The following is a 23,820-nucleotide window of genomic DNA, read 5'->3' as shown; positions in this document are numbered from 1 at the left end:
CTCCTATCCGAATACGTTGGTCCGACGCTCGTCGCCGTCGATCCACTGGTTGTTGTCGCGGGTGTTGGTGCAGGTGACCGTGGCGCCGGAGGACGACACCGTCACCTTCGTATCCTCGCGTGGCACCGTGGCGCCCAGGTCGAGCACCGTGAACGCGGGCGTTGCGCGCCAGGCCCATGCGGCGTCTTCGGCCACGGTGTACTCGCCGTACGGCAGGCTGATGGTGCTGCTGCCGCCTATCGACCCGTCGCTTTGGCGCGCGCACGTGATGAGCACGGTGCGCGTCTCCTCGCCGATGATGCCCGTGCCGCTCGACGTGGACGCGCCCGTCACGGACAGCGCGAACGTGCGCCCGCTTGCCGTGCCGCTTGCGCAAACCTTCTTCAACGTGAGCGAGCCGGTGAACGTGAACGAGGCCATGCCGTCCACATCGGTTGTCTCCCGGCCTATGTTGGCGGCCGAGGCGTCCACGCTGTTGTACAGCGCCACCGCCACATCCTGCTGCGGGGTGGTGTCGAACGTGCCGCCGGTGCCGTAAGCCGCCTGATCGACGGTTACCCACAGCGACGACTGCACGTAGGGTGCGCGCAGGTACGCCCGCACGGGCACCGCCGCATCGCCCGTGCCGCCCGACGCGGCGGTGTTGAAGTCGATTTGCCACGTGAGGTTCGGCGTGAAGGAGGCCCCGTTCGCGTCGAGCGCTGCGCATCGCCACGTGACGGGGTAGAGGTCCATGTCCTCGCTGATGGCGGTACGGTAGAAGTCGTCCCAGGCCACCACCGTGCCGTCGGACTTCACCCACTGCCATGCGTTGAACGTCTCGCGCTGAGGCGCCTGCTGGCACTCGTTGTCCAGCTGTTGCACGATGGCCTGGTAGGCACCCGAGTCGATGATGGATTCCACCTGTTTCGTAGAGGTTTGATTGCCATCGTCGTCGTACACGGGCACCTCCACCATCTCCACGAACGAGCGCGGCTCGTCGTCGCGCACGCCCACGGTGTCCAGCACGGCGCCGTGCGTGTCGTGGTAGCGCAGCTCGTGCACGGCTTCGTAGACGGCGGTGTACGCGACGGGGTCGAACGCCTGCGAGGCATCGAGGGAAAACGTCGCTGCGGCGCTGACCAGCGTGCCGGGATTCGCCGCGTCCGCGTAGTCGCGGTACCAGCCGGCGAACTGGTACCCTGCGGCATCGCCCGCCTGCACCACGAGCCCGCCGTCGGCTCGGCCGACGGAGCGCACCGACGCGGGATCGATGCCGCCCGCCGCCAGCTCGGCGTCGATGTTCGACGCCGCCGTCGCGCCGATGGGGCGGTACACCGGCCAAAGCTCCGTCGGGCGCGACACGGGGTCGGACGGCCCGACAAGCGTCGTGCTCGCGTCGCCGATGGCGTAGCCGCCCGCACCGGGGTTCGCGTCGGTCCATCCCACGAACACGTGCACGCCGCCCGCCGCGGCGTCGATGGCGTCGAGGTCGAACAGCGGTTGCGGGCCGGGCCCCAGAAGATCGCCCGTGTTCTTGAGGCGCACGTCGGTCTGCGAGGCGTCGAGGTGGTACACCACCGCGAGTGGGGTGTAGTTCGCTACGAAGGTGGAGCGCGGGCCGGGTCCCACGACGTACGTGAACACGTTGCCCCCGGTCGTGGTGGGGGAGAGCGTGACGGTGGCGCCGCCCGCGCGCTCGAGCGTGAGCGACGCGAGCTCGTACAGCGTGGCGCTGCCCGACGTCACGGGCGTGTTCACGTCGGCCGTGACGGTGGCCGTGAGCGTGCCGTCGCCGTTGTCGGTTGTGACGAACGCGGGGTCGGGCGGCACGGCGATGCCCGAGCCTGCCGGCACGCCCGCACGCGCAACGTTCGTGGTGGTGACGATGTCGTACTTCGCGTACACGGGGTAGAGGTCCATCGCGCGCGTCACCGTGGCCGCGCCGTCCACCACGTAGGGTAGCGCGCGGGTCGGGTCGGACGTGCACGAGGCATCGTCGGCCACGTCGAATACGTAGTCCCATTCGTCCTGCGTCATGCCGCCCGCAGCAACGGTGTTCCGGTCCATCCAACCCAGGAAGCGGTAGCCCGCCACCTGCATCGATGCATCGCTCGGCGAAGCCGCGCTCGTGTTCGACACGCCCGCCGCGCCGTTTTTGGTGTAGAGGTACGGGTAGGCGTACGTGCTGTTCGAGCTTTGGAACACCGGCTCCTGGTAGCGCCGCGTCGCGGGCATGACCGCGCCCGATTTCGCGTGGAAGTCCACGTCGGCCGTCATGCGGGCGGAGAACACGTAGTTGCTCGTGGGCAGCAGCAAGCCCACCGCGAACGCCGGGGTGCTCTTCGTTTCCTTGTAGCTGATCAGCGCGTCGCTCTCGCCGGTCCAACAGACGAAGTTGTACCCGGTCAGCGGGGTGGCCGTGAGGGTTTTCAGGTTGTTCGCGCTCGGCGCGTCCTGGGTGAACGTGACGCTGCCCGGGAAATCGGTGGTGATGAAGGCGCTGTAGCCCACGTTGCCGCCGCTCGTGGACGTGTTGTGCGCGTACACGTCGAGCGGCGCCACAACGGGGTTCGCGCTCGTGTAGGCAACGGTGTTGCCGTGGCCGGCGGTCGTCCAGAAGGCGAACGTCTCGCGCATGTACGCGGGTGCCGCCAGCACGGTGAAGGGCGCTTGGTAGCGCTCCCACCGTGCGGCGAACACGGTGCTCGCGTTGTTGTAGTTGCCCGCGTTCTGGTACTGCGCCTTCGCCCAATACTGCACGCGATAGCTGAAACGCGCCGTGTACGTGTGCTGCTGCGTGAGGTCCACGTCGGCGGGCAGCACGTACGCCTGCTCGCGGCTCACGCGCACGTCCACGCCGTCGCGCGTTTCGTACCAGCCGAGGAAGCGGTAACCGTCGGGGAAGGCGCCGTCCGTGCCGACGCCCGTCACCGCGATGGAATAGACGGGGTTCCCGTCCGCGTCGGTGTCGGCGGCAACCGAAGTGGCGCCCACGCCCTCGCGCATGCTTGCGCGGTCGTCGCCGTCCTGCTCGTTGCCTTCGAACACGGTGACGATGTTGGACGAGTAGTCGGCGTACACGGGATAGAGGTCGAGGGGCTTGCGCACCGTATCGCCTGCCAGGTACAACGCGCCGGTGGCCTTGAGGTCGGCCAGCTCGGTGGACGTGACGGCCGGCCAGCCGCCGCCCGTGCCCATATACGGCGTGCTCGCCCAGCCGATAAGCTTCGCCGACGCGCTCACGTGGCTTGCGCCCGAGCCCGTGTTTGCCGGGGCCGGCACGGCGGGCAGCGCGGCGGCGTAGTCGTACCAGTCGTCGCTCGCATCCGCGCTCGCCGCGCCCGTGGTCTTGTCGATGGCGCCGCCCTCCACGTCATGGAACAGCACCTGCGCTTGAAAATGCGCCACGAACAGGTCGTTGCCGGCGAACGCCGAGATGAGCGCGGCGTCGGTGCCCACCAGGTTGCCCTTCGCCACGATGCCGGGGTAGAAGCCGGTTTCGGGCGAGGCGTAGTTCACGTCCACGCCCGCCTCGCGATACCAGCCGCAGAAGCGGTAGCCGCCGTTGTCGGCGCTGCCCGCCGAAACGGGGTCCTTGGCGTTCGTGGCGGCCGTGAACGAAAGCGAGGTCTCGCTCGGCAGGAAGCCTTCGACCGCGAACGCCGCGGGGTCGGACGTCCCCTGGCCTGCCGGCGCAAGCGCCGACGCTCCGATGGACACGCTGCCCGCGCCGGGGAAGTCGAGCCCTGCCTTCACCGAGGTGCCGTGCACGGGAATGCCCAGGTTGAAGTCCATCGTCCACGTGTTCACATGGTTGGCGTCGTAGGCGCTCGACCGCGCCGTGCCGCCCGCGAGGTCGAAGTCGCGTCCTTCCCAGAACGTGCGGTCGCGGTAGCGATCGTCGGTTTGCGGCCCGTACGACGCGCCCGACGCGCTCGATCCCACGGCGGTGATCTTCTTCGTGACGCCCGCTTCGTTGCTGGCCGAAGGCTTGTAGTACGCGTTCGTCACGCTCACGCTGTCGCCCACCTTCTCCACGATGCCCGCCAGGTTCACGTTCTTCTGGATGACGGGGATCACCAGCACGGCGTTGTACTGCTGCGAGTGCAGGTTGCCGGCGTAGTGCGAGCGCGCGATGGTGCAGCTCGAGCCGTACGCTGCAGCCGCGATGCCTCCCACGTAGCCCACGTTGCCCGCGCCCACCGACACGTAGGTGGCGCAGTACGTGTAGCAATCGGCCGTGGAGAAGCTGTCCAGCACGGCCGTTCCGCCCGCAATCTGACCGGCGATGCCGCCCGCGTACACGGCCTGCCCCGACACGGCGCCCACGGCGATGTCGTACTTGTTCGACACGCGCGTGTACGTGGGGGAGCTGCCGGTGCCTGCGCTGTTTACCTGCGGCGTCACGCGGCAGTACTCGATGGTGCTGCCCGACGCCGTGCCCACCAGTCCGCCCAGGTACAGGCCCTCGCCGCCGAGCGCGGTGACGCCGGCCGTGGAGGTGTTGATGGCCCCGCCGCCGCGCACTTCGCAGTTGTACAGCACCGAGTTGTTCACCTCGCCGGCCAGCACGCCGCCGGCCAGGCCCGCGTTCGTGATGAGGGAGATGGCGTTGTTCGCCGGCGTCACGCTCGACGTGCAGTTGATCAGCGTGACGTTCTCGATGCGCGTGTCCTGGGCCAGGCCCACCAGCACGCCGCCGCGGAAGTCGGCGCCCACGTACGCGTCGCGCATGTCGAGGTTCTTGATGGTGGCACCCTGGGTTTGCGCGAAGAGCCCCGTGTCGGCGGCCGGCACGAACAGCGCGCGGTTGTAGTCGAGACCCGTGATGGCGTGGCCTTGACCGTCGAAGGTGCCCTTGAACGGCACGCTCGACGAGCCGAACGACAGATGCCCCAGCTCCTGCATGGCGGCGTCCATGTTCGAGCCGGTGAGGTCGAGGTCGGCGGTCAGCACGATGGTGCGGCCCTCGAACGCGTCCGTTTGCGACTGGCGCACGAGGGAAACCAGCGCGTCGAACGACCCCACCTCGAGCACGGTGGCGTCGGCATGCGCCTGCGGGCTTGCCGCAAACGGCAGGCAGGCGAACAGCATGAGGGCGGCAAGCGCCAACGATGCGGCGCGCTCGCCTATGCTCTCGCGTCGGCGGTGCTTCACGAGGTGCCTCCTTCCGGCCATCCGGCCGCGTCGAGCGGGTTGGTTCCGTTGTGCTCGCTCTGCACGCCGCGCGCGTCGATGTGCAGCGCAAGCGAGCCGTGGGGGAAGCGTGCGTTCGCGGCCGCCGTGTCCACGGTCAGCGAGGTGATGAGCGGCGGCGTGGTTTCGCCGGGCGCGAGGGCGCGGTCGAAGTAGCGCCAGCCGTCGCGTTCGACCCAGGCGGCGTCGCCGGAGGCGTAGCGCACGAGGTCGTCGGCGGGGGAGGCGGCGTCGCTGTGCGAGGTGCCGGTCACCGTGAGAGCGACGCGCACGTAGAGGGGATGCGCACCGGTGTTGCGGATGCGCACGATGCGGCTCGCTTCGCCCGATTGCAGGGCGAGCGTCTCCTCGGCGGGCGCGTCGACCTCGCGGCCGGTGCCGTCGTCCATGGTTTCAAGCACCTGCATCTTCACGCTGCCGAACGTCACCACGTTGTCGGCGTTGACGGAGCGCGCGGTGAACGCGAGCGTTTGCACGATGGCAAGTGCGGCAAGCAGGGCCACGGCGCCAACCGCAAAGGTCAGCGCCGTGCGCCGCGTCGGACGCGAGGCGGAGGGCCGGGTGTCCGGCGCGGCGGTCATGGTGCTACGCCGCCAGGCCGTTGGCCCAGGTCTGGACCGCGGTGGCAAGGTCGGTCGTGCTCGTGCCCTCGGACGTTGCCAGGTAGCACGAAACGTCCATCGTGTAGGCGCCGTCCTTGCCCGTGTAGCTGGCGGCCGTGGCCGTCGTGGGCATCTTCACCGTGGAGAACAGCTCGCCGGTGTACGTGTCGGCCGTGGGGGAGCCGGCAAGCACGGCGGCGTCGGAGCCGCTCGGGCCCACGTACACGAACAGGCCGCCCGTGTATTCGCCCGCCGAACCGCCCGCGAGGGGCTTCGCCGTGCCGTCGCCCACGTACGTCACGGGCTGCCAGTTGCTGTTCAGCGTGAAGTAGGCGTCGGTGGCCACGTTGTTCTTGACGAACGCGTACACGTACGAGCTGTCGCTGCCCTTGCCGATGCCGATGTTCGGGTTCTTCGCCACGGTGGAGCCGGGAACGATCTTCGAATCGTCAACCCACTTGTTCTCGGAGATGTTGCCCGCCAGCGTGACCGTGGTGGCCGGGGTGTCGGGGTCGGTGGTGGGCTGCGTGATGCTGCCGATGGTGAACGTGTTCGTCACGCTGTTCGACACGGTGAGCCAGGCCAGCACGCCGGCGACGGCGGCCGCTGCCAAACAGGCGGCGAGGACGGCTATGAGCGCGATCCTCTTTTTGTTGATGGTCGTTTCCACGTGGAGCTCCTTTCAGGGGATGGTCGCGTCTTGGCGCGACCGATGATGAGGGAGGTGCCTATGAACACGCCGAGAGCGGCGATGATCACGAAGATGCCCGGAGGCGTGGTGCATGCCACGTTCACGTACCCGAGCAGGGGCAGCGCCGCAACCGGCTTGCCCACGAGCGCCGTGAACGGCACGGGCGCGGCGTCGTGCAGCGTGGAACCGTCGGCGTTCTTGTTCGCGATGCCCTGGGTGAAGAACTGCTGGCGGGCCTCGTCGACGTCGTACACCTCGTGGGTGACGAGCGTGCCCGAGTCGAGGCGAAACGTGATGGCGTCGCCCGCGGTCACGTCGGCGGGGGTCGCGTGTTGCACGTAGATGAGCGACCCGGTGGGGTAGCGCGGCTCCATGCTGCCGCTCAGCACCGCGTACGGCGTGAGCCCGACCGCGCGCACGCCGACAAAGGCCACGACCAGGGCAAGGCCGATGCCGATGACGATGATGCCGAAGGTGTTCCATATGCGGTGGAGCATCGATGTTCCGTTCGAGAGGGAAGCGCGCTTGCATGCGAAAAGATGGCGGATACCCTACCAGCCCGCGCGCGGGCGACGACGTTGAGAACGCGACGGTTATACATAGGTATGTAGGTTGATCAAAGTGCGACAGCGTTTCGTCATGCATCCGACAGAACGCGACCGTGTCGTTGGCGGGCCGCCATGCGCCGTTGATCTCGGAAAGACGGATCGGCGCGCCCTTGCGGTCCCCTGTGACATCGCAGCCACGAGGCAGCAACGCCTCTTTGAACGTCGGGCCGGGTCAGCTGGCCCATCGTCGTGCGAACGTACGATGAGGGTCGCATTTGACGTACCAGCAAGAGGGTTCGTCGTGAACCCTGAGGAGGTGGCAGATCATGGATCTCGCATTGCTCCAACTGCCGATGGTTCTGTTTACCACGCTCGTGCCCATGGCATCGGGCGCGTTCATCGGCCTGGCGGTGGCGTTTCTCACCACGCGCTTCAGTAAGGAACACCTGGAACGCATCGATCGGTGGACGCTGTTGCCGCTGGCCATCCTGGCCGTCGGTTACATCGCATCGTTCGTGGCCCTCTCATCGCCGCAGTACGCGCTCAGCCTGTTCCAAGGCATCGACATCGCGCCGCTGTCCTTCGTGGGCATCGCCGGCATGCTGTTCGTGGCCCTGGCCGTGGTGTACTGGATCATCGCGATGACGGGCAACCTGCCCGAGCGCCCGCGCAAGGTGTTCTCCAGCGTGGTGGGCGTGGCGTCGCTGCTGCTGGCGCTCAGCATGGGCGTCATGTACATGGGCTCGGCCGTGCTCACGTGGAACTCGGCGCTTGTGCCGCTGGGCATCATGGGCTTCGCCGTGGCCGGCGGCGTGCCGCTGGGCGCGCTCGTGATCGGCTTGGGCGGCGGCCTGCCTGAGGCGCGCGCATCGCGCTTCCCGGCGGTGGCGCTTATCGTGGCGCTCGTCGGCACCATCGTGTCCATCTTCGCGGTGAGCGCGCAGCTGCTGTTCGCGCAGTCGGCGTTCAGCGCGTACGTCGCCGGTGGCGAGGTGCTTCCCGGCTCGTGGGTGTACCTGATCATCTCCATCGCGGGCTTCGTGGCCATGCTGGCCACGCTGCGCTCCACGCTGATGCCGGGCGGCCGCACCGCTGCGGCGCTCGGTAGGACGGCAGGCGCCGCGGCGGCCATCCCGCTGCGCGACCGCGAGGACGTGGACATCGACGCGCCCGTGGGCATCCGCTCGGCGGTGCCGCTGCTCGTGGCCGGCAACGCGGCCGTGCTCATCGGCATTTTCGTGGCCCGCATGATGTTCTACGCACTGCAGTTCTAACCGAGGCTCGCCCTCGACCGCGCTTGAGCCGCCGGTACCCCAACAGGTGCCGGCGGCTTTTTCATGTGCTTGGCGCGCGGCGCTTGGCGGTGCTGGAATCGCGCTGGAACCGCATGCGAGGCGCGCTGGAACCGTGCTGGACGCGGATGCGCGCCGCGTGGGATTCGCGTGGAAACGACGTTGGAAATGCGCACGTTCGAGACGGTCTTCCATGGTGACGCACGCCATCGAAGTGCTAGGTCGGCTCGTTATACTCATAGGTACGGATACGCCAGGCGGCTTGGTGCCTCTCCCTCTCATGATTCTAGATGGATGGAGGTGAAGACCATGACCGTTTTGGATTTGCTTGCATTGGCCGAACTGCTCGTGAAGCTGGTGACTCGGATCGTCGAGTTCGCTCTGATGATAAGAGACGCGCTCCAATCCCGAAGGGGAAAGGAGCGCTCCAAGTAAACCCAAACCGCCGAAGCGATCCGAGAGCCGTGGGGAGTTAGGAGCTCCCTGCGGCTCGCCCTATATTATACGAAACGCCCGAGAATCCGCAAGCGACGAGGGCCTTGTTCGCGCGCTGTATCACTCCTGCAAGTCGTTCGGGTCGAACGACTCGATGAGGTCGAGCAGTTCCTGCTTTTTGTGGATGTCCAGCTTCGCGTAGATGCGCTTCGAGTGCGTGCGGATGGTGTTCTCGGTCACCACGAGGTCCTCGGCGATGCGCGCCACGGTGTTGCCGCGCGCGATGAGCTCCATGACCTCGGTCTCGCGCTCGCTCAGGCGGTAGTGCTGCTGCAACAGCGCGGCCTGCTTCGAGATGCGGTCGAGGTACACGCGCTCCTCGCGCCGCGGCTTGCGGTTCGCCCGCCCGGCCGCCTTCCGCGTATCCACCTCGCTCGGCGCGGGCTCGACAGCCGGCTTCTTCTCGGAGGCGTGCGCGCGCAGCGCCACGAGTTCGATGCTGGATGCGGCGCCGTTGTCGTGCTTGAAGATGCGGCGGAACCCTCCCTGCCCGATGAAGTACATGAGTCCCAGCAGGTACACGGCCACAAGCGCCACCACCGCCAACGGCGCGATGCCCATGATGCGCGTCTGTTCGGCGAACGTGCCGCCGATGAAGCCCACGTCGTGCAGCGCGTACACGATGCATCCGAAGAACGCATAGATGAACACGGGGTTGATGCCGCGGTCGCGCGAGCCCTGCGCGCACTGGATCATCATGAGCATGATGGCCACGCTGTACACGGCGTACAGGGCGCCGGCCAGCCAGCGCGCGTACTCCTCGGGCAGAAACGGCAGCAGCAGAAACGACGTGATGACGAAGGGGAAGAAGATGCGGTACGCCGCCACCACGTTCACGCTGAGGTTCTTGAACTGCCACAGCACGAGCACCACCGCGGCCGCGGTCAGCGAGCCGCCCATCGACAGCACGTTCACGAGCGACCCCACCGACGGCTCGCCGATGGCCAGCGAGCGCATGATGCCCGTGCAGAACCCGAGCGCCCCCACGCACAGCGCGCTGCGCCAGTAATCGTTGATCACGCTGCGGTACACGTGCGGATGGTCGCGCGGCACGTCCTGGAACATCGGCTGGTCGAGGTCGATCTCGCGGCTCTTCAGCACGATGGTCAACCCGAACAGCGGCAGGAACACGAGCGGGATGAGGAACGCCGTCACCGCTTGGGGAATAAGGTACAGCGAGAAGTACAGCACCGCCGCGTACACGGTGCCCAGGATGAGGTCGCGGTTGCCCGTGTCGGAATCCTGGCTTGCGAACAGTCGTTGCCACAGCATGTAGAAGCCGGCCGATCCCAGTCCCAGCAATCCGCCGCCCACGATGACGAGCGGCAGCGCGACGTCGTCCAGGTAGATGGCCGCGATGAGGCAGCACCATCCCAAGAGGTACGGCATGGTGGCCAGCCGCACGATGAACGTGCGCGTGGGTCCGGGAAAGAAGTACGACCCGAGCGCGCTCGCGAAGTAGCTGAACGAGAACACGAGCGACTGCGCGAGGAAGAACCAGAACACGATTTCGGTGGTCTGGAATTCCAGCGGCAGGAAGGGGAACACGCCGCCCCAGACGCCCGCGGCGTTGATGGCCAGAAACAAGCCGTAGCCGAGCGACGTGATGTTCGGTTTCAGGATGTAAGCTACGGTGGCTGCGTTCAAGAATCCCCCCCGGCACGACGTTGCCAACTCATGATTTCATTCGCATCAGTATAGCGGTAAAGCCGGGGGTACCGTGCGACGCGTTACCAAAGTGCTCACTTGTGACCAGGCAAAACTCTAAGTTCGCATATTTTATGTGACAACGGGTGACGCCCTGCGTGCAACAATGCGAGCTGTTCCGCCTGGGAAGCGGATCACAGGACGAGAGAGTGAAAGAGGGAGGGACCATGACGAAAACGTTGGAGAACGCACAGGTGTCTCGCCGCACGTTCATGAAGGGCTCGGCGCTGGCCGGCCTGGGTGCGGCCGCTATGGGCACGGGTGCCGTGTCGTTGTTCGGATGTTCGCCGAGCGGTACCGAGAGCAAGGGCGGCGACGCCGCGAAGCAGGCGGTCGAAGAGACTACGACGTGGGGTCACTGCGCCATCAACTGCCCCGGCCGTTGCAGCCTGAAGTTCCACGTGCAGGACGACGAAGTCGCCTGGGTGGAAACCTACACGAGCAAGGACGCGGGCTTCGATGAGATTCAGCCGCGCGCCTGCCTTCGCGGCCGTACCTACCGCCGTTGGCTCGCCAACCCCGATCGCATCAACTACCCCATGAAGCGCGTCGGCAAGCGCGGCGAGGGCAAGTTCGAGCAGATTTCGTGGGACGAGGCCGTTGACACGATCGCCAGCGAACTCAAGCGCATCATCGACGAGTACGGCAACGAATCCATCTACATCCCCTACGCCACGGGCGTGAGCTCCACCACGGCGCGTTCGCTGCCGCGTTTCATGAACTGCCTCGGCGGTTACCTGGGATCGTACGGCGACTACAGCGCCATGCAGATGGAAATGATCGTGCCGCACACCTACGGCGCATCGGGCTTCAGCGGCAGCACGCTCAACGCCGCCGAGGACGCCGCGCTCATCCTCGCGTTCGGCACGAGCCCGACCGAGACCCGTCAGGGCGGCGCCGTGTCGCACTACGACTGGGTGCACCTGCGCGAGACCACCAAGGGCAAGATGATCTACATCGACCCCCGTATGAACGACTCCGTCATGGGCCGCTCCGCCGAGTGGCAGCCCATCAACCCCGGCACCGACGCCGCGCTGTGCTCCGCCATCGCGCACGAGCTCATCGCGAACGACCTGGTGGACAAGGAGTTCCTGGACACCTACTGCATCGGCTACGACGAGGACACCATGCCCGAGTCCGCCAAGGGCCAGAACAAGTCCTACAAGGACTACATCATGGGCACCGGCTACGACATGGTGGAGAAGACCCCCGAGTGGGCCGCCCCCATCTGCGGCATCTCCGCCGACCGCATCAAGGAGCTGGCGCAGGAAATCGGCGCCGCCAAGCCGCTGTACGTCGTGCAGGGCTGGGGCCCGCAGCGCCGCAGCAACGGCGAGCTGAACTGCTGGTCCATCATGATGCTGCCGCTTCTGACCGGCCAGGTTGGTCTGCCGGGCACGAGCAACGGCTGCCGTGAGGGTTCGTACTCCATCAGCCTGCAGTCCCTGCCGGCCGGCGATAGCCCCATCAAGACGAAGATCCCCGTGTTCCTGTTCACCGAGGCCATCGACCACGGCACGGAGATGACGGCTCTCAACTCCGCCATCACGGGTGCCGACAAGCTCAACCAGAACATCAAGTGCATGCTGAACTACGCCGGCAACTGCCTGACGAACCAGCACGGCGACATCAACTACGCGCACGATATCCTTGCCGACGAGAGCAAGTGCGAGTTCATCGTGGTGTGGGAAACGGCCATGACCGACTCCGCGAAGTACGCCGACATCCTGCTGCCCGACCTGTTCCGTTTCGAGCAGGTGTCGCAGATCGGCACCGGCGGCGACAACGCCTACATGATCAGCGGCCAGCCGTGCACCACGCCGAAGTTCGAGCGCAAGACCCTCTACGATTCGCTCACCCTCATCGCCGACAAGATGGGCGTGAAGGACGCGTTCACCGAGGGCAAGACGCAGGAAGACTGGATCAAGGAGCTCTACGAGAAGTCGCGCGAGAAGGACACCGAGCTGCCCACGTACGACGAGGCCATGGAGATGGGCGTCTACACCCGCAAGAACCCCAAGGGTGCCACCATCGCGTTCGAGGCGTTCCGCGCCGACCCGACGGCCAACCCGCTTGACACCCCCTCCGGCAAGATCGAGATTTACTCGGAGACGCTGGCCGGCATCGCGGAAACCTGGGAGTTGGGTGAGGAAGACCTCATTTCGCCCATCCCCGTGTACACGCACGGCTTCACCGAGACCGACGTTCCCACCGACGAGTATCCTCTGCGCTGCAGCGGCTTCCACTACCGCGGCCGTACGCACTCTTCCTGGGGCGGCATCGAACTGCTCAAGGAAGTCAACCCGCAGGAGGCCTGGATCAACCCGGCCGACGCGAAGGAGCGCGGCATCAAGCAGGGCGACAAGATTCGCGTGAAGAACGCGTTCGGTGAAATCGAGCTGCTGGCGAAGGTGACGCCGCGCGTGGTTCCCGGCACGGTGTGCATCTCGCAGGGCGCATGGCACGACGCCGACATGAGCGGCGATCGCGTTGACAAGGGCGGCTGCATCAACACGCTGACCACCCATCGTCCGTCCCCGCTGGCTAAGGGCAATCCTCAGCACAGCAACATCTGCCAGGTAGCGAAGGCGTAAGCAGCGAGCTTTAAGGAAGGGTGAAACCACATGTCTCAATATGCATTCTACTTTGACGGCACGCGCTGCACCGGTTGCAAAACCTGCGAGATGTCGTGCAAAGACTACAACGATCTGAACGTCGGCATGACCTACCGCCGCGTGCTCGAGGCCACCATGGGCGACACGACCCGCGACGCCGACGGCATTGTCACCACGACGTGCGTGAGCTATCCCGTCTCGGTTGCCTGCAACCACTGCGATAGCCCCATCTGCTTCGAGAAGTGCCCGCAGAGCGCCATCGTCAAGGACGCGGACACCGGCCTCATGTCCATTGACGAGGAGAAGTGCATCGGCTGCGGCACGTGCGCCATCGTGTGCCCGTACAGCGCGCCGAAGGTGGACGAGGAGAAGAAGAAGGCTGTGCGTTGCAACGGTTGCGCCGACCGCGTGGCCGCCGGCGAGAAGCCGGTGTGCGTGGAGGCCTGCCCGGCCCGCGCGCTTGACTTCGGCACTGCCGAGGAGATGGCGAAGCTGGGCGAGCGCGCCAACATCGCGCCGCTGCCCGACGCATCGGAAACCACGCCGAACCTGTTCATCAAGGCGTCCGCCGACGCTCAACCCGCAGGCACGGTAGAGGTAGCCAACCCGCTCGAGGTCGCATAAACCAAAGGGGCCGCGAAAGCGGCCCCTTTTCTTCTCTCCCCCATGCGCCGCGCGGGGGTCGCGCGCACGGTTTCTGCTGTCGCGGCGCAACCGAGCAACCCGCAAGTCTCCCCATTGCGCCGCGCCATCCCCCCAGCCCGCCGTCAGCCACGCGGCGCAAAAGAAAGAGGACTCAAAAGTAGGGGGAGCGCCCCAGCTTCTACTCTGCCCTGGTACGCTAGAATAATCCCGATAGTTTGCGATCCGTGTTGGCGAGAGGAGGGTCGTCGTATGTCTCAGCAGGCTTTTTTCTTCGATGGAACGCGTTGTTCGGGCTGCAAGACCTGCTTGTTCGCCTGCAAGGACGCATACGACCTCGACGTGGGCACGATGTATCGCCGCGTGTACGAGTACGCAGGCGGCGAAACGAAGCGCAACGAGCGCGACGGCACGTTCGAAACCACGTGCTTTGCGTACAACGTGTCCATCGCGTGCAACCACTGCGACAACCCGGTGTGCGTGCAGGTGTGCCCGACGGAGGCCATGCACAAAGACCCTGAAACGGGCCTGGTCAGCGTCAACGAACGCCACTGCATCGGCTGCGGGTACTGCCACCTGTCGTGCCCGTACAGCGCGCCGCGCGTGGATCGCGACAAGGGCCACTCGGTGAAGTGCGACGGCTGCGTCGACCGCGTGACCGCCGGCGAGAAGCCGGTGTGCGTGGAGGCGTGCCCGGCCCGCGCCCTCGACTTCGGCCCGGCCGACGAGATGGCGAAGAAGGGCGAGCGCGCCGCCATCGCGCCGTTGCCCGACCCGGCCGCAACGGTGCCCAACCTGTTCATCAAGCCGCCGGACGACGCGCGGCCCGCCGAATCGAAGGACGGCGCCGTGTCGAACCTGTTGGAAGTAGGATTTCGCTCGACCGCCGAGGTGCGGGCGACCAAGAAAGAGGAGATGGAATGAGCGAACAAGCAGCTGCGCCGATTTCCCAGGATGCGCTTGAGGGCATTGCCTTCGTCGGGGAAACCCTCGGGCCGTTCTTCTTGCAGGACCCCGTGAAGGGCGATGCCGGCCCGGCGTTCGCGGCTCTGGCCGCGCTCGATGCCGCGCAGGCGGCGGTCGAGTGGCCGTTCGTAGTCGAGGACGAGGCGCGCGCCGACCTCGAGCTCATGACGAGCGGCCTTGCCAAGGGCGTCGAGGACGACGACCTCGTGTGGGAGTACCGCCGCCTGTTCATCGGGCCCGCCCCGAAGCCCGCGCCGCCGTGGGGCTCGGTGTACACCGACCGCGAGTGCGTCGTGTTCGGCGCCACCACGCTCGAGCTGCGCCGTTGGATGCGCGAGCACGGCATTGCGCGCCAGACCGACGACAAAACCCCCGAAGACCATATGGGCCTCATGCTCGTGCTCATGGCGTGGATCGCGCGCAATCAGCCCGAAGACCTGGCCGAATTCCTGCGCCTGCACCTGCTCACCTGGTCGACGCACTTCCTTGATCAGCTGGCCGAGGCCGCCCGTCAGCCGTTCTACGAGGGCCTTGCCCGCCTGACGAAGGCCTCGCTCGAGGGTATCGAGGCCGAGCTCGGCCTCGAGGTTGTCCACCCGAGGTTCTACCGCTAGGCCCGCCTCGATGATTTCCGGATTCGATACCGCGCTCGGCGAGATCACGCTCGTGTTGTTCACGACGTTGGCACCGTCGGGCGTTGTCGCGTTCATCTGCATGGCGCTGCCCGTGCTGGCCCGCGGCACGTCCGATGCCATGCGGCAGCGCCTCAACGTGTTCCTCGGGCTGCCGCTCGTGGTGGCCATGGTGGGGCTCGTAGCCTCGGCCACGCACCTCGGCAATCCGGCGAACGCCCTGTACGTGTTCATCGGGGTGGGGCGCAGCCCGCTGTCCACCGAGGTGTTCTTTGCCGTGGTGTTCTTGGCGCTGGCGGGGCTGTACTGGCTTTACGCGTTCGTGGAGCACCCGAAACCGCAGCTGCAGCGTGTGTGGCTGGCGCTGGCCATGGTGGCCGGCGTCGTGTTCGTGGTGGCGGTGGGCTTCGCCTACGCAGCCGAGACCATCGTGTCGTGGTACACGGTGTACGTGCCGCTCAACCTCGTGCTGAACGCGGTGGTGGGCGGCCCCATCCTGGCCATCGCGGGGTTGCGGGCGGCGGGCTACGAGCGCATCGAGGGGCGCTTCGGTCGCGTGCTCGCGGTGGTGGCCGCCGTAGCGCTGGCGGCGAACGTCGTGTCCTTCGGCATGCAGAGCGCCGATTTGCCGGCCATCGAGAACTCGTTCGTGACGGCGGCGCAGCTTGTGCCCTCCTACGGCCTCATGATCGGGGCGTTCGGCCTCATGAGCATGGCGGGCATCGGCGCGGACATCGCCGCGTTGTGGGGCAAGGCCCGCCTCACGCTCGTGCGCGCAACCGGAGCCGCCCTGCTGGTGCTGGGCGGCATCTTCGTCATGCGGTTCGCGTTCTACATGATGCACATGACGGTGGGCTTGGGCGTGTGAAGGGCGCGCGGGTGCGCCCTTCACACGCGCGGGTTCGCCTCGTAGAAGCAGAAGTGCGCTTTCCCCTTTGATTTCGCCTGGTAGAGGGCGCGGTCGGCGCGTTCGTACACCGTCTTGAACGTGGTGCCGTCCTGCGGCGCCATCGCGATGCCGATGGACACCGACAGCGAGATCTCCCGCTGATCTTCCAGCGTGGTTTTCCAGGGGCCGTCGCACAGCACGTGCATGCGCGCGGCCATGTCGTCGCGGGTCGTGCGTTCGCAGTACACGACGAACTCGTCGCCGCCCCAGCGGCAGATGAGGTCGTTCTCGCCGAACGCCCTGCGCAGGTGCTGCGCCACGCCGGCCAGCACCGAATCGCCCGACAGGTGGCCGTAGTGGTCGTTCACCAGCTTGAAATCATCGAGGTCGATGATGGCGAAGGCGCCTGCGTTCTCGTGCTGCACCGTGCGCTCGAGCGCGGCCGGAATGAGCACCGAGGCGGTTTGCCGGTTCATGAGGCCCGTCAACGCGTCGTGCTCGGCCTTGTCCTCAAGGTCCAGCTCGCGCCGCTTGCGGTCGTCGATGTCGTTCACCGACAGGTAGGCGAACACGCTGCCGCCGTCCTCGAGCTGCACCATGCGATAGCTCAGCTCCATCCAGCGCTCGTCGGAGCCGTCGGTCTGTCGGAACTCGATCGAATCGTAGCGCGCGCCCGCGTCGAAGCGCCGCAGCATCTCGTCGAAATCGAAGAAGCTTCTCAGAGCGTCGGCGTCCTTCGGCGAATGGATCACCTTTCTGATGCGGTCGTCAATCGTGCTGTCCGACCAATCTTCAAGCGAGAGACCGGCCCAATAGCGCCAGGCGCGCCGGTCGGCCGAGCTGAGGAAGCTGTGGGTGCTCACGTTGATGTACCAATGATCCACCGCCGTGCCCTTGAGGATGTTGAGCAGGTGGTTGTCGCCGGCGCGCGTGAAGCGGGCCTGCGGCTCTTGCGTCGGGTCCTCCAGGTAGCCGATGACGCGCGCCGGTTCGCCGTTCGCGCCACCTATCACCTCGCGCTCGATGTGCAGCGTGAGCTGCTCGCCCGTGGTGGACCACACGTTGATGGTGCGCACGGCCGGGCGTCCCCACAGCGCTTCTCGCGACAGGCGGCGCAGCACGTTGCTCACGTCGGCGTTGAGGCTTCTGCCATCGTCTTCGTCCGAGCCCGAAGCGGCCAGCAGCGATGCGATGCCGTTGGACGAAAGATTCTGGAACGACAGGCAGTCGCGATCGACGTCGTACACCCACACGTTCAAATCGGACTGTTCGATGATGCGGTGGAGCACCTCGTCCTCAAGCGCCAATGCCTGCTGCATGCCCACCGTGTCGTCGATGTCGATGCACAAGCTGGCGATGGCCAGGCGATTGTTCTTCGTGCGCACCACGCGCCCGTGGTCGGATACCCAGAAGCACGAGCCGTCCTTGCGCAGCATGCGGTACTGCGTGGTGTACTCGAGCCCTTCGTAGTACTCGGTTCCCACGTCGAAGGCGACCTGCTCTCGGTCGTCGGGGTGGATGGAGTTGATCACCTTGCCGTCGATGGCTTCGATGAATTCCGCCGACGTGTCGTAGCCCGCCATGTGCGCGATCTCGTCGTTCGCGAACAGGATGGGGAAGTCCTCTTCGCAGTAGCCGCCCACGAGGCCTCCGGGGGTATTGCGCATGAATATCTGCGCGGCCGTCCGGCGATTCTCGTCCGTCAGGTCGCTCAGGCTCATCTCGTTCGAAGACGACATGCCCAGCACGCTGTCCAACGCGGATTGTGACGAGCGCAGGCGCTCTTCCTGCTCCTTCTGCTCGGTCACGTCGGCCAGGGAGGCGAAGAAGATCGTGCGATCCTGCTCGCTGCGCAGGAAATACACCTGCATGCGCAGCCACATCATCTCGCCGTTCAAACGGTACCGGCGGATGACGGCCTTTGCGCCCGACACGGGGTGCTGCTGCGCATCCTCGAACATGGCCTGCACGATGGGCAGGTCGTCGGGGTGCACCTGGTTGGAGATGAGCGTCTGACGTTCGCGCAGATCAACCGAGTTGCAGCCGGTAACGTGGTAGTACTCGTTGTTCACCTGCAGCAGCTCGAAACGGTCGGGGTACACGGCGTACACGGCCAAGCCGCCGATGAGGTGGTCCATGATGGTGCGGCTCGTGTCGTCGTCGTGCACGAGCGAGTTCACGTCGATGGTTTCCATCTTGGGGCTCAACACGCCGCGATGATCCACGATGCTGTCGTCGCGCAGCAGTTCTTCAAGCGCCTCGGTGCTCATGGGACGGTAGAAGTAGTAGCCCTGCGCGTAGTCGCACCCCACGTCTTGCAGGAAGGCCACCTGCTCCTTCGTCTCGGCACCTTCGGCGATGATACGCAGGTCCATGAAGCGCGCCATGGACACGATGGCTTCGAGGATGCTCTCGCTGCGCTGCGATTCGCTCTCGCGCGCCAGGAAGCCCATGTCGATTTTCAGGATGTCGACGGTGATGTCCTTCAGCATGTTGAGCGACGAGTAACCGCTGCCGAAGTCGTCCATGAGAATGGTGAACCCGAGGTCCCGCAGGCGGGCCACCGTGTTCTCCATCTTCTCGTCTTCGGCGTAGGCGCTCTCGGTGATTTCCAGCTCGAGCATCCAGCGTTCCAGCTCGTAGCGCTCCATGAGCCCCTCGAACGTCTCCACGACGTCGATGGCGTAGAGGTCGGCGCGCGAGATGTTCACCGATACGGGGATGGGGGTTCCGCCGCGATCGATCCACGAGCGGATGTGGCGGCATGCCTCGTCCCATACGTACAAATCGAGGCTCGCGATGAAGTTGCTGCGTTCGAGTATGGGGATGAACGCGCCCGGATACACGAGGCCGCGTTCGGGGTGCTGCCAGCGCACGAGCGCTTCAAGGCCCACGATGCGTCCCGTGCGCGTGCTGCACTGTGGCTGCCAATGCAGCACGAATTCGCGATTGGCCAGGGCTTGCTTCACCTCCAGCAGCAGCTTGGCCTCGGCTTCCATCTCTTCGGCCATGGCCGTGTGGTAACGCTCGAGGCGCTTGGTGTAGCGGCCCTTCACCGAGTTCATGGCAATCATGGCGTGGTCGAAGGCGGTGACCACCGGCACGGCGGGGAAGTCGATGGCGCACACGCCGAACGCCGGCTGGAACCCGATGGTTTCCTCGGAGTCGAACGGCGGGCGCTTGAGGTGCTGATCGAGCACGTCTTCGCTGATGAGGCCGCTTGGCAGCACCAGCACGAAGTCGTCGCCGCCCAGATAGCCGGCGACGCCGTCGCATTGGTTGACGACCTCCTTGAGGCGATCGGCGATGGCGCACAGGATGACATCGCCCGCTTCGCGCCCGTGCCACTCGTTGAAAATCTTGAAGTGCGCGATGTCGATGTACACCGCTTCGTAGCTGATATCGGGCGTGCTGGTTACGAGGGATTCGGCCTTGTCGTAGAACGTGGCTGCATTGTACAGCCCGGTGAGCTGGTCGCGCTCGCGCAGCAGCTGGATTTGCGAATGCTCGGCCCGCGTTTCGCGGCGGCGCACCTCGTCGTCGATGTCGGCCACGAAGCACATGACCACCTGCTCGCCGCCGCTGCCGCGCTTCACGGATACGACGGTTTGCGCCGCCCATCCCCATCCGCCGGCAAGCAGGCGCTTGCGGAATTCGCCGCGCAGCGAACCGCCCGCGGCGTCGAGGCGTTCGAGCAGCGTGTCGAAATCCCAGAACGCTCGGAAGCGATCGTGGTCGTCGGGGTGAATCTTCTGCGCGACAACGTCGCCGAACATGATGCTGAGCTTCCCCTCGGGCGGGGAGGTGACGTACTTGTCGGGCTCGTTGTACAGCACCTTGTACGTGTCGTCGGTCAGGTTGAGCTCGAACAGCTCGTCGTAGGTTGCCGTCGAGCTGATGGAGCCGAACAGGCTGCGACTGTGCTCGTCGACGGGGTGGCTGGAAAACAGGACGCACGGGCCCTCGTCGAACCACTCCAGCTCAAGGCAGGTGGTTTCGTACCACTGCTCGAGGCGGGCGCTGTAGATGAGCGTCTGCGAGGCGTGCTGCCCCGCGTCGGAGCGCCAGGGGCAGTCGTGGCAGGGTTCCTTCTGCCCGCGGAAGCACTCGTAGCACAGCTCGCCCACGCGCCCTCCGGGAAACACGCGGCGCGCTGCCCCGTCGAGATACACGACCTGGTAGTGTTGGTTGATCACGTAGGCGTGGCCTTGGATCGGGACGCTCTTTCGTCGGCTGCCCGGCATCGCTACTCCTGTCTCAAGCCTTCCGACCATTGTAGGGCTTCACCTCACGATATGTCCCGAACAATCGCGAAATTGATGAGAAGGAAGGGAAGCCGTCACGTGCGCGAACGCGCCCTATCCGCAGTCTGGATGCTCGGTCTCGAACATTCCCAGGAGATCTTGCTTCGAATGCACGCCCGCTTTGCGGTAGATGCTCGTCATTTGAGACTTGATGGTGTTGAGCGATACGTAGCGCGCTTCGGCGATGCGCTTGATGGTGAGTCCCTTCACGAGGTAGAACAGCGTGTCGCATTCGGCGTCGGTCAGCTCGTGACGGGCGGCGAACGCCTGGCATTGGCTGCGGATCGCTTCGTTGACGTCGTCGAGGTCGGCCGGGTGCTGCTCGGATGGCGGCGCTTGCCGTGCGGTCGAGCGATTGCCGAACAGGAAGATGAACGCCAGCAACAGGGCCACGGCCACGGTGGTGGGCGTTTCGATGGAGGGCACGGCTACGCTCATGATGCGGCCCATGACCAGTCCGAGGGCGATGCAGGCGTCGAAGAGGGCCAGGGCCTCGATCAGCTGTTTGCCGTTGGGCCGGGCGTGTCCTTCCGCGTCGTTGCGACCGAGCAGGAACAGGCACAGCGACAACATGGAATAGCCCATCCACACGGCTCCCATGAACACGGCATGCCAGTCGGGTGCGACGGCGTTCAGCAGAATGGCGATGCCCAGCATGGCGAACACGAGACGGATGAGGGCTTCGGCGTTCGCCTCGCGCTTCTGTATGAGCGACACCGCGAAAAAGGTGGCGCACACCGCGATGGCGCCGAATACCCACAGCGTGTAGTCGCGCAGCGACGGCGACGAGCCCCACAGGATGCCGACGCCCAAGGTGGACGCCGCGATGCCGATGACGAGCGGGTCGCGTTGCGGGCGGGTGCGCCGATGGCGGTCTGCGAAGGGGGCGGCGCTTGCTCCCTCGCGCGATGCGAGGGCGTGCACGGTGACGAAGAGAATGGCGCACGAGGCGATGAGGAAGCTCGCCTGCACCTCCGTGCCCGCCTGCTTGAGGGCCATGAATGCCCCCGAGGTGATGAGCTGCCCCACCGTCAGCGCGGCGAGCACGGTGAGCAGGTTGGCCCGAAGCGCCAGGATGGCCCAGACGAAGTGCAGCAACGCGTACCCCGTCGACATGACGGCGGCAGCGGCAACGACGAGGGTCAGCGACGCGTTCGAGAACACGAGCGAAAGGAATGCGAGCGCCCCGCCCAAGGCGAGCGCGAACCCCGGCGGGAGCAGACGCATGACGCTGCTCCAGGCGAGCCGCTTGCGCGCGAACACCGCCAGAGCGGCCAGAAGGGTTGCGGCGGATACGATACCCCAGGTGCAGAACAGCGCGACGAAACACGCGGGCTGCAAGGCGTCCCACGTCGGTCCGGTGAGCGCGTCGCCGTTCCAAGCCAGCAAAATGCTCAGCTTGTATGCGACGAAGCCGCCCATCAGCAAAAGCAGCGTATGGAGCTGAGCTCGAGTCATGAAGTCCTTTATCGGAGCAGGGCTCTGTAGCATAGCAAATTGCTCGCCCTCGGTACCGGAGAGGGGGAGGGATGATGCCCGCCCCCTCCTATTTCCTACTCCCAATCCGCTTCGGCTGCGACATTGCTTCCCGCTTGGCGGCCCGTCGTTATGGCGGTGGCCACGGCGGAGCCGCAGGTGGGGTAGAAGCGGCCGAGGGCCATGCTGTTCATGCCGGCAGCGTACAGACGCGGAATGACCGCGTCGCCTGTCGCCCGCAGGGCGTGCATGTCGGTGTCAACCGTAATGCCTCCGAACGTGCAGGCGGCGCCCGGCTTCACCTCGGCGGCGTAGTAGGGACCGCTCTCAAGCGGGTACAGCTCGCTCGGGCGCCCGAACTGCGCATCGACGCCCGCGGCGCACGAAGCGTTCCACTGCTCCACGGTGGCGGTCAGCGCTTCGGGGTCCACGCCCATGCTTGCGGCCACCTCGGCCAGGGTGTCGCCCGTATGCGCCTGCTCGGCCGCACGCGACAGCCCGGCCTTTCCCGCGTCGCCGCACGTGAGCACAAATGCGCGCCCCTCGGGCTGCTTCAGGATGTCGTCGCAGATGTACGAGTAGAACTTGCGCTCGTTCGTCCAGCGCTCGCCCTGCACGTTGACCGAGATGAACGGCGGCTTTCCCTCCATGGTGTCGGGACCCAGCACGATGAACGCGCACGGCATGATGGGCTGGGAGAATTGCACGTTCGACAGCATGCCGAAGTAGCCCACGCTCGTGCCTGCGGCCAGGCCCAGGTTCATGCCGTCGCCCGTGTCGCACTCGTTGGCCGTGGTCTGCACGTCGTAGCGCGAGATGAGCGCGTGCATCATGTCGGGGTTGCGCGCGAAGCCGCCTGCGGCCAACACCACGCCCTTGCGGGCTTTGATGGCCTTCTCGCGTCCGTCGCCAGCGATGACGCCCAGCACTTCGCCGGTGTCGCCGCGCTGTACGAGCCTGGTGGCCGGCGTGCCCGTGTGCACGGTGATGCCCTCCTGCGCGTCGGCCGCCTTCTGCAGCACAGGCCATAGGCCCGGGTCGGGCTTGACGGCATAGTGGGTGCGCATGACGGGTGCGGTGAGGTCGGCACGCTCCTTCTCCTGACCGCCGAACACGAGGCCGGGATTGCCGATTTCCGTCGGCACCTGCATGCCCAGCCCGATGAGCCATTCGACGGCGTCGGCACTGTGCTCCACCACGAAGCGCACGAGGTCGTCGCGCCCGTCGCCGATGGCCGAGAAGTACTTCATGGCCTCTTCCACGGAGTCCTCGATGCCGAGGGCTTTCTGGACGGACGTCCCCACGCCCATGATGGCCTGTCCGCACAGGGCCGTGGAACCGCCCGTGGCAGGTCCCTTCTCCAGCACGATGACGGACGATCCCGCTTCGGCGGCCATGAGCGCCGCCGACATGCCCGCGCCGCCGCCTCCCACGATCACGACGTCGGCCTCTTCGTCCCACGTCTCGGGGATGCCCGATTCCGATACGGTACGTTCCTTTGACGTATTGGGCGCGCAGCCCCAGAGCAGTGCTCCGGCGGCAACGGCCGCGGTGGCGCCGGATGCCTTCAAAAAGCTGCGGCGCGAAACGTCGGTGTCAAGATGCGTTCCCATGATGTCCCCTTCCCTCAGATGTCGTTGTGGTCGTCGACGACTCCACGAGCGTACGGGAGAACAGGGGCTACGCGCATCACCCCTTTTTCGCGAAATGGGGTTTTGACGCAAAGATGCCCGGCGTTCCGCGGTGAGGGGAGGGGGCGGAAGGCCGGGCGTGGGTCGATCTG

General features: G+C 66.0%; 14 protein-coding genes. 6 read left to right on the top strand and 8 right to left on the bottom strand.

The annotated features are described in order from the left end of the window. Nucleotides 1–3 precede the first annotated feature (3 nt). Genes C1876_RS00070 through C1876_RS00055 form a run of 4 tightly spaced genes read right to left on the bottom strand, consistent with a single transcriptional unit; the run spans nucleotide 4 to nucleotide 6,968 of the window. Nucleotides 4–5,139 (bottom strand): InlB B-repeat-containing protein, encoded by a 5,136-nt coding sequence (locus C1876_RS00070; protein ID WP_158544488.1) that lies wholly within the window; start codon nucleotides 5,137–5,139, stop codon nucleotides 4–6. Further along, complete coding sequence (locus tag C1876_RS00065) at nucleotides 5,136–5,759, bottom strand: hypothetical protein (RefSeq protein WP_114544682.1); 624 nt, start codon at nucleotides 5,757–5,759, stop codon at nucleotides 5,136–5,138. Before C1876_RS00065 ends, C1876_RS00070 begins: the two co-directional genes overlap by 4 nt. 4 nt (nucleotides 5,760–5,763) lie before the next feature. Beyond that, nucleotides 5,764–6,450 (bottom strand): hypothetical protein, encoded by a 687-nt coding sequence (locus C1876_RS00060; RefSeq protein ID WP_114544681.1) that lies wholly within the window; start codon nucleotides 6,448–6,450, stop codon nucleotides 5,764–5,766. Further along, nucleotides 6,411–6,968: a signal peptidase I gene (locus tag C1876_RS00055; RefSeq protein WP_114544680.1), complete on the bottom strand. Its 558-nt coding sequence runs from the start codon at nucleotides 6,966–6,968 to the stop codon at nucleotides 6,411–6,413. Before C1876_RS00055 ends, C1876_RS00060 begins: the two co-directional genes overlap by 40 nt. 377 nt (nucleotides 6,969–7,345) lie before the next feature. On the opposite strand from C1876_RS00055, the gene C1876_RS00050 reads away from it, so the two are divergent. Further along, a complete protein-coding gene (locus tag C1876_RS00050; protein ID WP_114544679.1) occupies nucleotides 7,346–8,293 on the top strand; it encodes a dimethyl sulfoxide reductase anchor subunit family protein in 948 nt (315 codons plus the stop codon). Nucleotides 8,294–8,866: 573 nt separating this feature from the next. Here C1876_RS00050 and C1876_RS00045 read toward each other — a convergent pair. After that, on the bottom strand, nucleotides 8,867–10,453 hold the full coding sequence (locus tag C1876_RS00045; RefSeq protein ID WP_114544678.1) for a helix-turn-helix transcriptional regulator: 1,587 nt from the start codon (nucleotides 10,451–10,453) through the stop codon (nucleotides 8,867–8,869). Between the two features lie 227 nt (nucleotides 10,454–10,680). On the opposite strand from C1876_RS00045, the gene C1876_RS00040 reads away from it, so the two are divergent. The 5 genes from C1876_RS00040 to C1876_RS00020 all read left to right on the top strand — a co-directional run bounded on the left by C1876_RS00040 (nucleotide 10,681) and on the right by C1876_RS00020 (nucleotide 16,236). Continuing rightward, nucleotides 10,681–13,107, top strand: coding sequence for a DMSO/selenate family reductase complex A subunit (locus tag C1876_RS00040; protein WP_114544677.1), 2,427 nt, complete (start codon nucleotides 10,681–10,683; stop codon nucleotides 13,105–13,107). A gap of 30 nt (nucleotides 13,108–13,137) precedes the next feature. Next, nucleotides 13,138–13,752, top strand: coding sequence for a 4Fe-4S dicluster domain-containing protein (locus C1876_RS00035; protein WP_114544676.1), 615 nt, complete (start codon nucleotides 13,138–13,140; stop codon nucleotides 13,750–13,752). A 270-nt stretch (nucleotides 13,753–14,022) separates the two neighbouring features. Next, nucleotides 14,023–14,694: a DMSO/selenate family reductase complex B subunit gene (locus C1876_RS00030; RefSeq protein WP_114544675.1), complete on the top strand. Its 672-nt coding sequence runs from the start codon at nucleotides 14,023–14,025 to the stop codon at nucleotides 14,692–14,694. Beyond that, nucleotides 14,691–15,350, top strand: a complete 660-nt coding sequence (gene dmsD / locus C1876_RS00025; RefSeq protein ID WP_114544674.1) for a Tat proofreading chaperone DmsD — start codon at nucleotides 14,691–14,693, stop codon at nucleotides 15,348–15,350. The genes C1876_RS00030 and dmsD overlap by 4 nt, the downstream gene beginning before the upstream one ends. Before the next feature lie 10 nt (nucleotides 15,351–15,360). Further along, nucleotides 15,361–16,236 carry a dimethyl sulfoxide reductase anchor subunit family protein gene (locus C1876_RS00020; RefSeq protein WP_114544673.1) on the top strand — a complete coding sequence of 292 codons (876 nt, stop codon included), beginning with the start codon at nucleotides 15,361–15,363 and terminating at the stop codon, nucleotides 16,234–16,236. Between the two features lie 20 nt (nucleotides 16,237–16,256). On the opposite strand, the gene C1876_RS17885 is transcribed toward C1876_RS00020, so the two are convergent. The 3 genes from C1876_RS17885 to C1876_RS00005 all read right to left on the bottom strand — a co-directional run bounded on the left by C1876_RS17885 (nucleotide 16,257) and on the right by C1876_RS00005 (nucleotide 23,650). Beyond that, complete coding sequence (locus tag C1876_RS17885; RefSeq protein ID WP_244909972.1) at nucleotides 16,257–20,453, bottom strand: EAL domain-containing protein; 4,197 nt, start codon at nucleotides 20,451–20,453, stop codon at nucleotides 16,257–16,259. A 162-nt stretch (nucleotides 20,454–20,615) separates the two neighbouring features. After that, the gene (locus tag C1876_RS00010; RefSeq protein WP_158544486.1) at nucleotides 20,616–22,019 is read right to left on the bottom strand and encodes a helix-turn-helix transcriptional regulator; all 1,404 of its coding nucleotides are present in this window, start codon (nucleotides 22,017–22,019) and stop codon (nucleotides 20,616–20,618) included. 95 nt (nucleotides 22,020–22,114) lie between these two features. Continuing rightward, on the bottom strand, nucleotides 22,115–23,650 hold the full coding sequence (locus tag C1876_RS00005) for an FAD-dependent oxidoreductase (RefSeq protein WP_114544855.1): 1,536 nt from the start codon (nucleotides 23,648–23,650) through the stop codon (nucleotides 22,115–22,117). Nucleotides 23,651–23,820 lie beyond the last annotated feature (170 nt).

It is taken from the genome of Eggerthella sinensis, assembly GCF_003339815.1.
In the GTDB taxonomy this organism is placed as follows: Bacteria; Actinomycetota; Coriobacteriia; order Coriobacteriales; family Eggerthellaceae; genus Eggerthella; species Eggerthella sinensis.
The sequence above is the reverse complement of the archived record's forward strand: the minus strand, read 5'-3'. Positions and strand labels throughout refer to the sequence as shown.

Excerpts from the sequence above, each read along its gene's own strand:
- C1876_RS00020 (WP_114544673.1), top strand. The coding sequence starts at position 15,361 with ATGATTTCCGGATTCGATACCGCGCTCGGCGAGATCACGCTCGTGTTG.
- C1876_RS00065 (WP_114544682.1), bottom strand. The coding sequence starts at position 5,759 with ATGACCGCCGCGCCGGACACCCGGCCCTCCGCCTCGCGTCCGACGCGG.
- C1876_RS00030 (WP_114544675.1), top strand. The coding sequence starts at position 14,023 with ATGTCTCAGCAGGCTTTTTTCTTCGATGGAACGCGTTGTTCGGGCTGC.
- C1876_RS00005 (WP_114544855.1), bottom strand. The coding sequence starts at position 23,650 with ATGGGAACGCATCTTGACACCGACGTTTCGCGCCGCAGCTTTTTGAAG.
- dmsD (WP_114544674.1), top strand. The coding sequence starts at position 14,691 with ATGAGCGAACAAGCAGCTGCGCCGATTTCCCAGGATGCGCTTGAGGGC.
- C1876_RS00050 (WP_114544679.1), top strand. The coding sequence starts at position 7,346 with ATGGATCTCGCATTGCTCCAACTGCCGATGGTTCTGTTTACCACGCTC.
- C1876_RS00010 (WP_158544486.1), bottom strand. The coding sequence starts at position 22,019 with ATGACTCGAGCTCAGCTCCATACGCTGCTTTTGCTGATGGGCGGCTTC.
- C1876_RS00040 (WP_114544677.1), top strand. The coding sequence starts at position 10,681 with ATGACGAAAACGTTGGAGAACGCACAGGTGTCTCGCCGCACGTTCATG.
- C1876_RS00035 (WP_114544676.1), top strand. The coding sequence starts at position 13,138 with ATGTCTCAATATGCATTCTACTTTGACGGCACGCGCTGCACCGGTTGC.
- C1876_RS00055 (WP_114544680.1), bottom strand. The coding sequence starts at position 6,968 with ATGCTCCACCGCATATGGAACACCTTCGGCATCATCGTCATCGGCATC.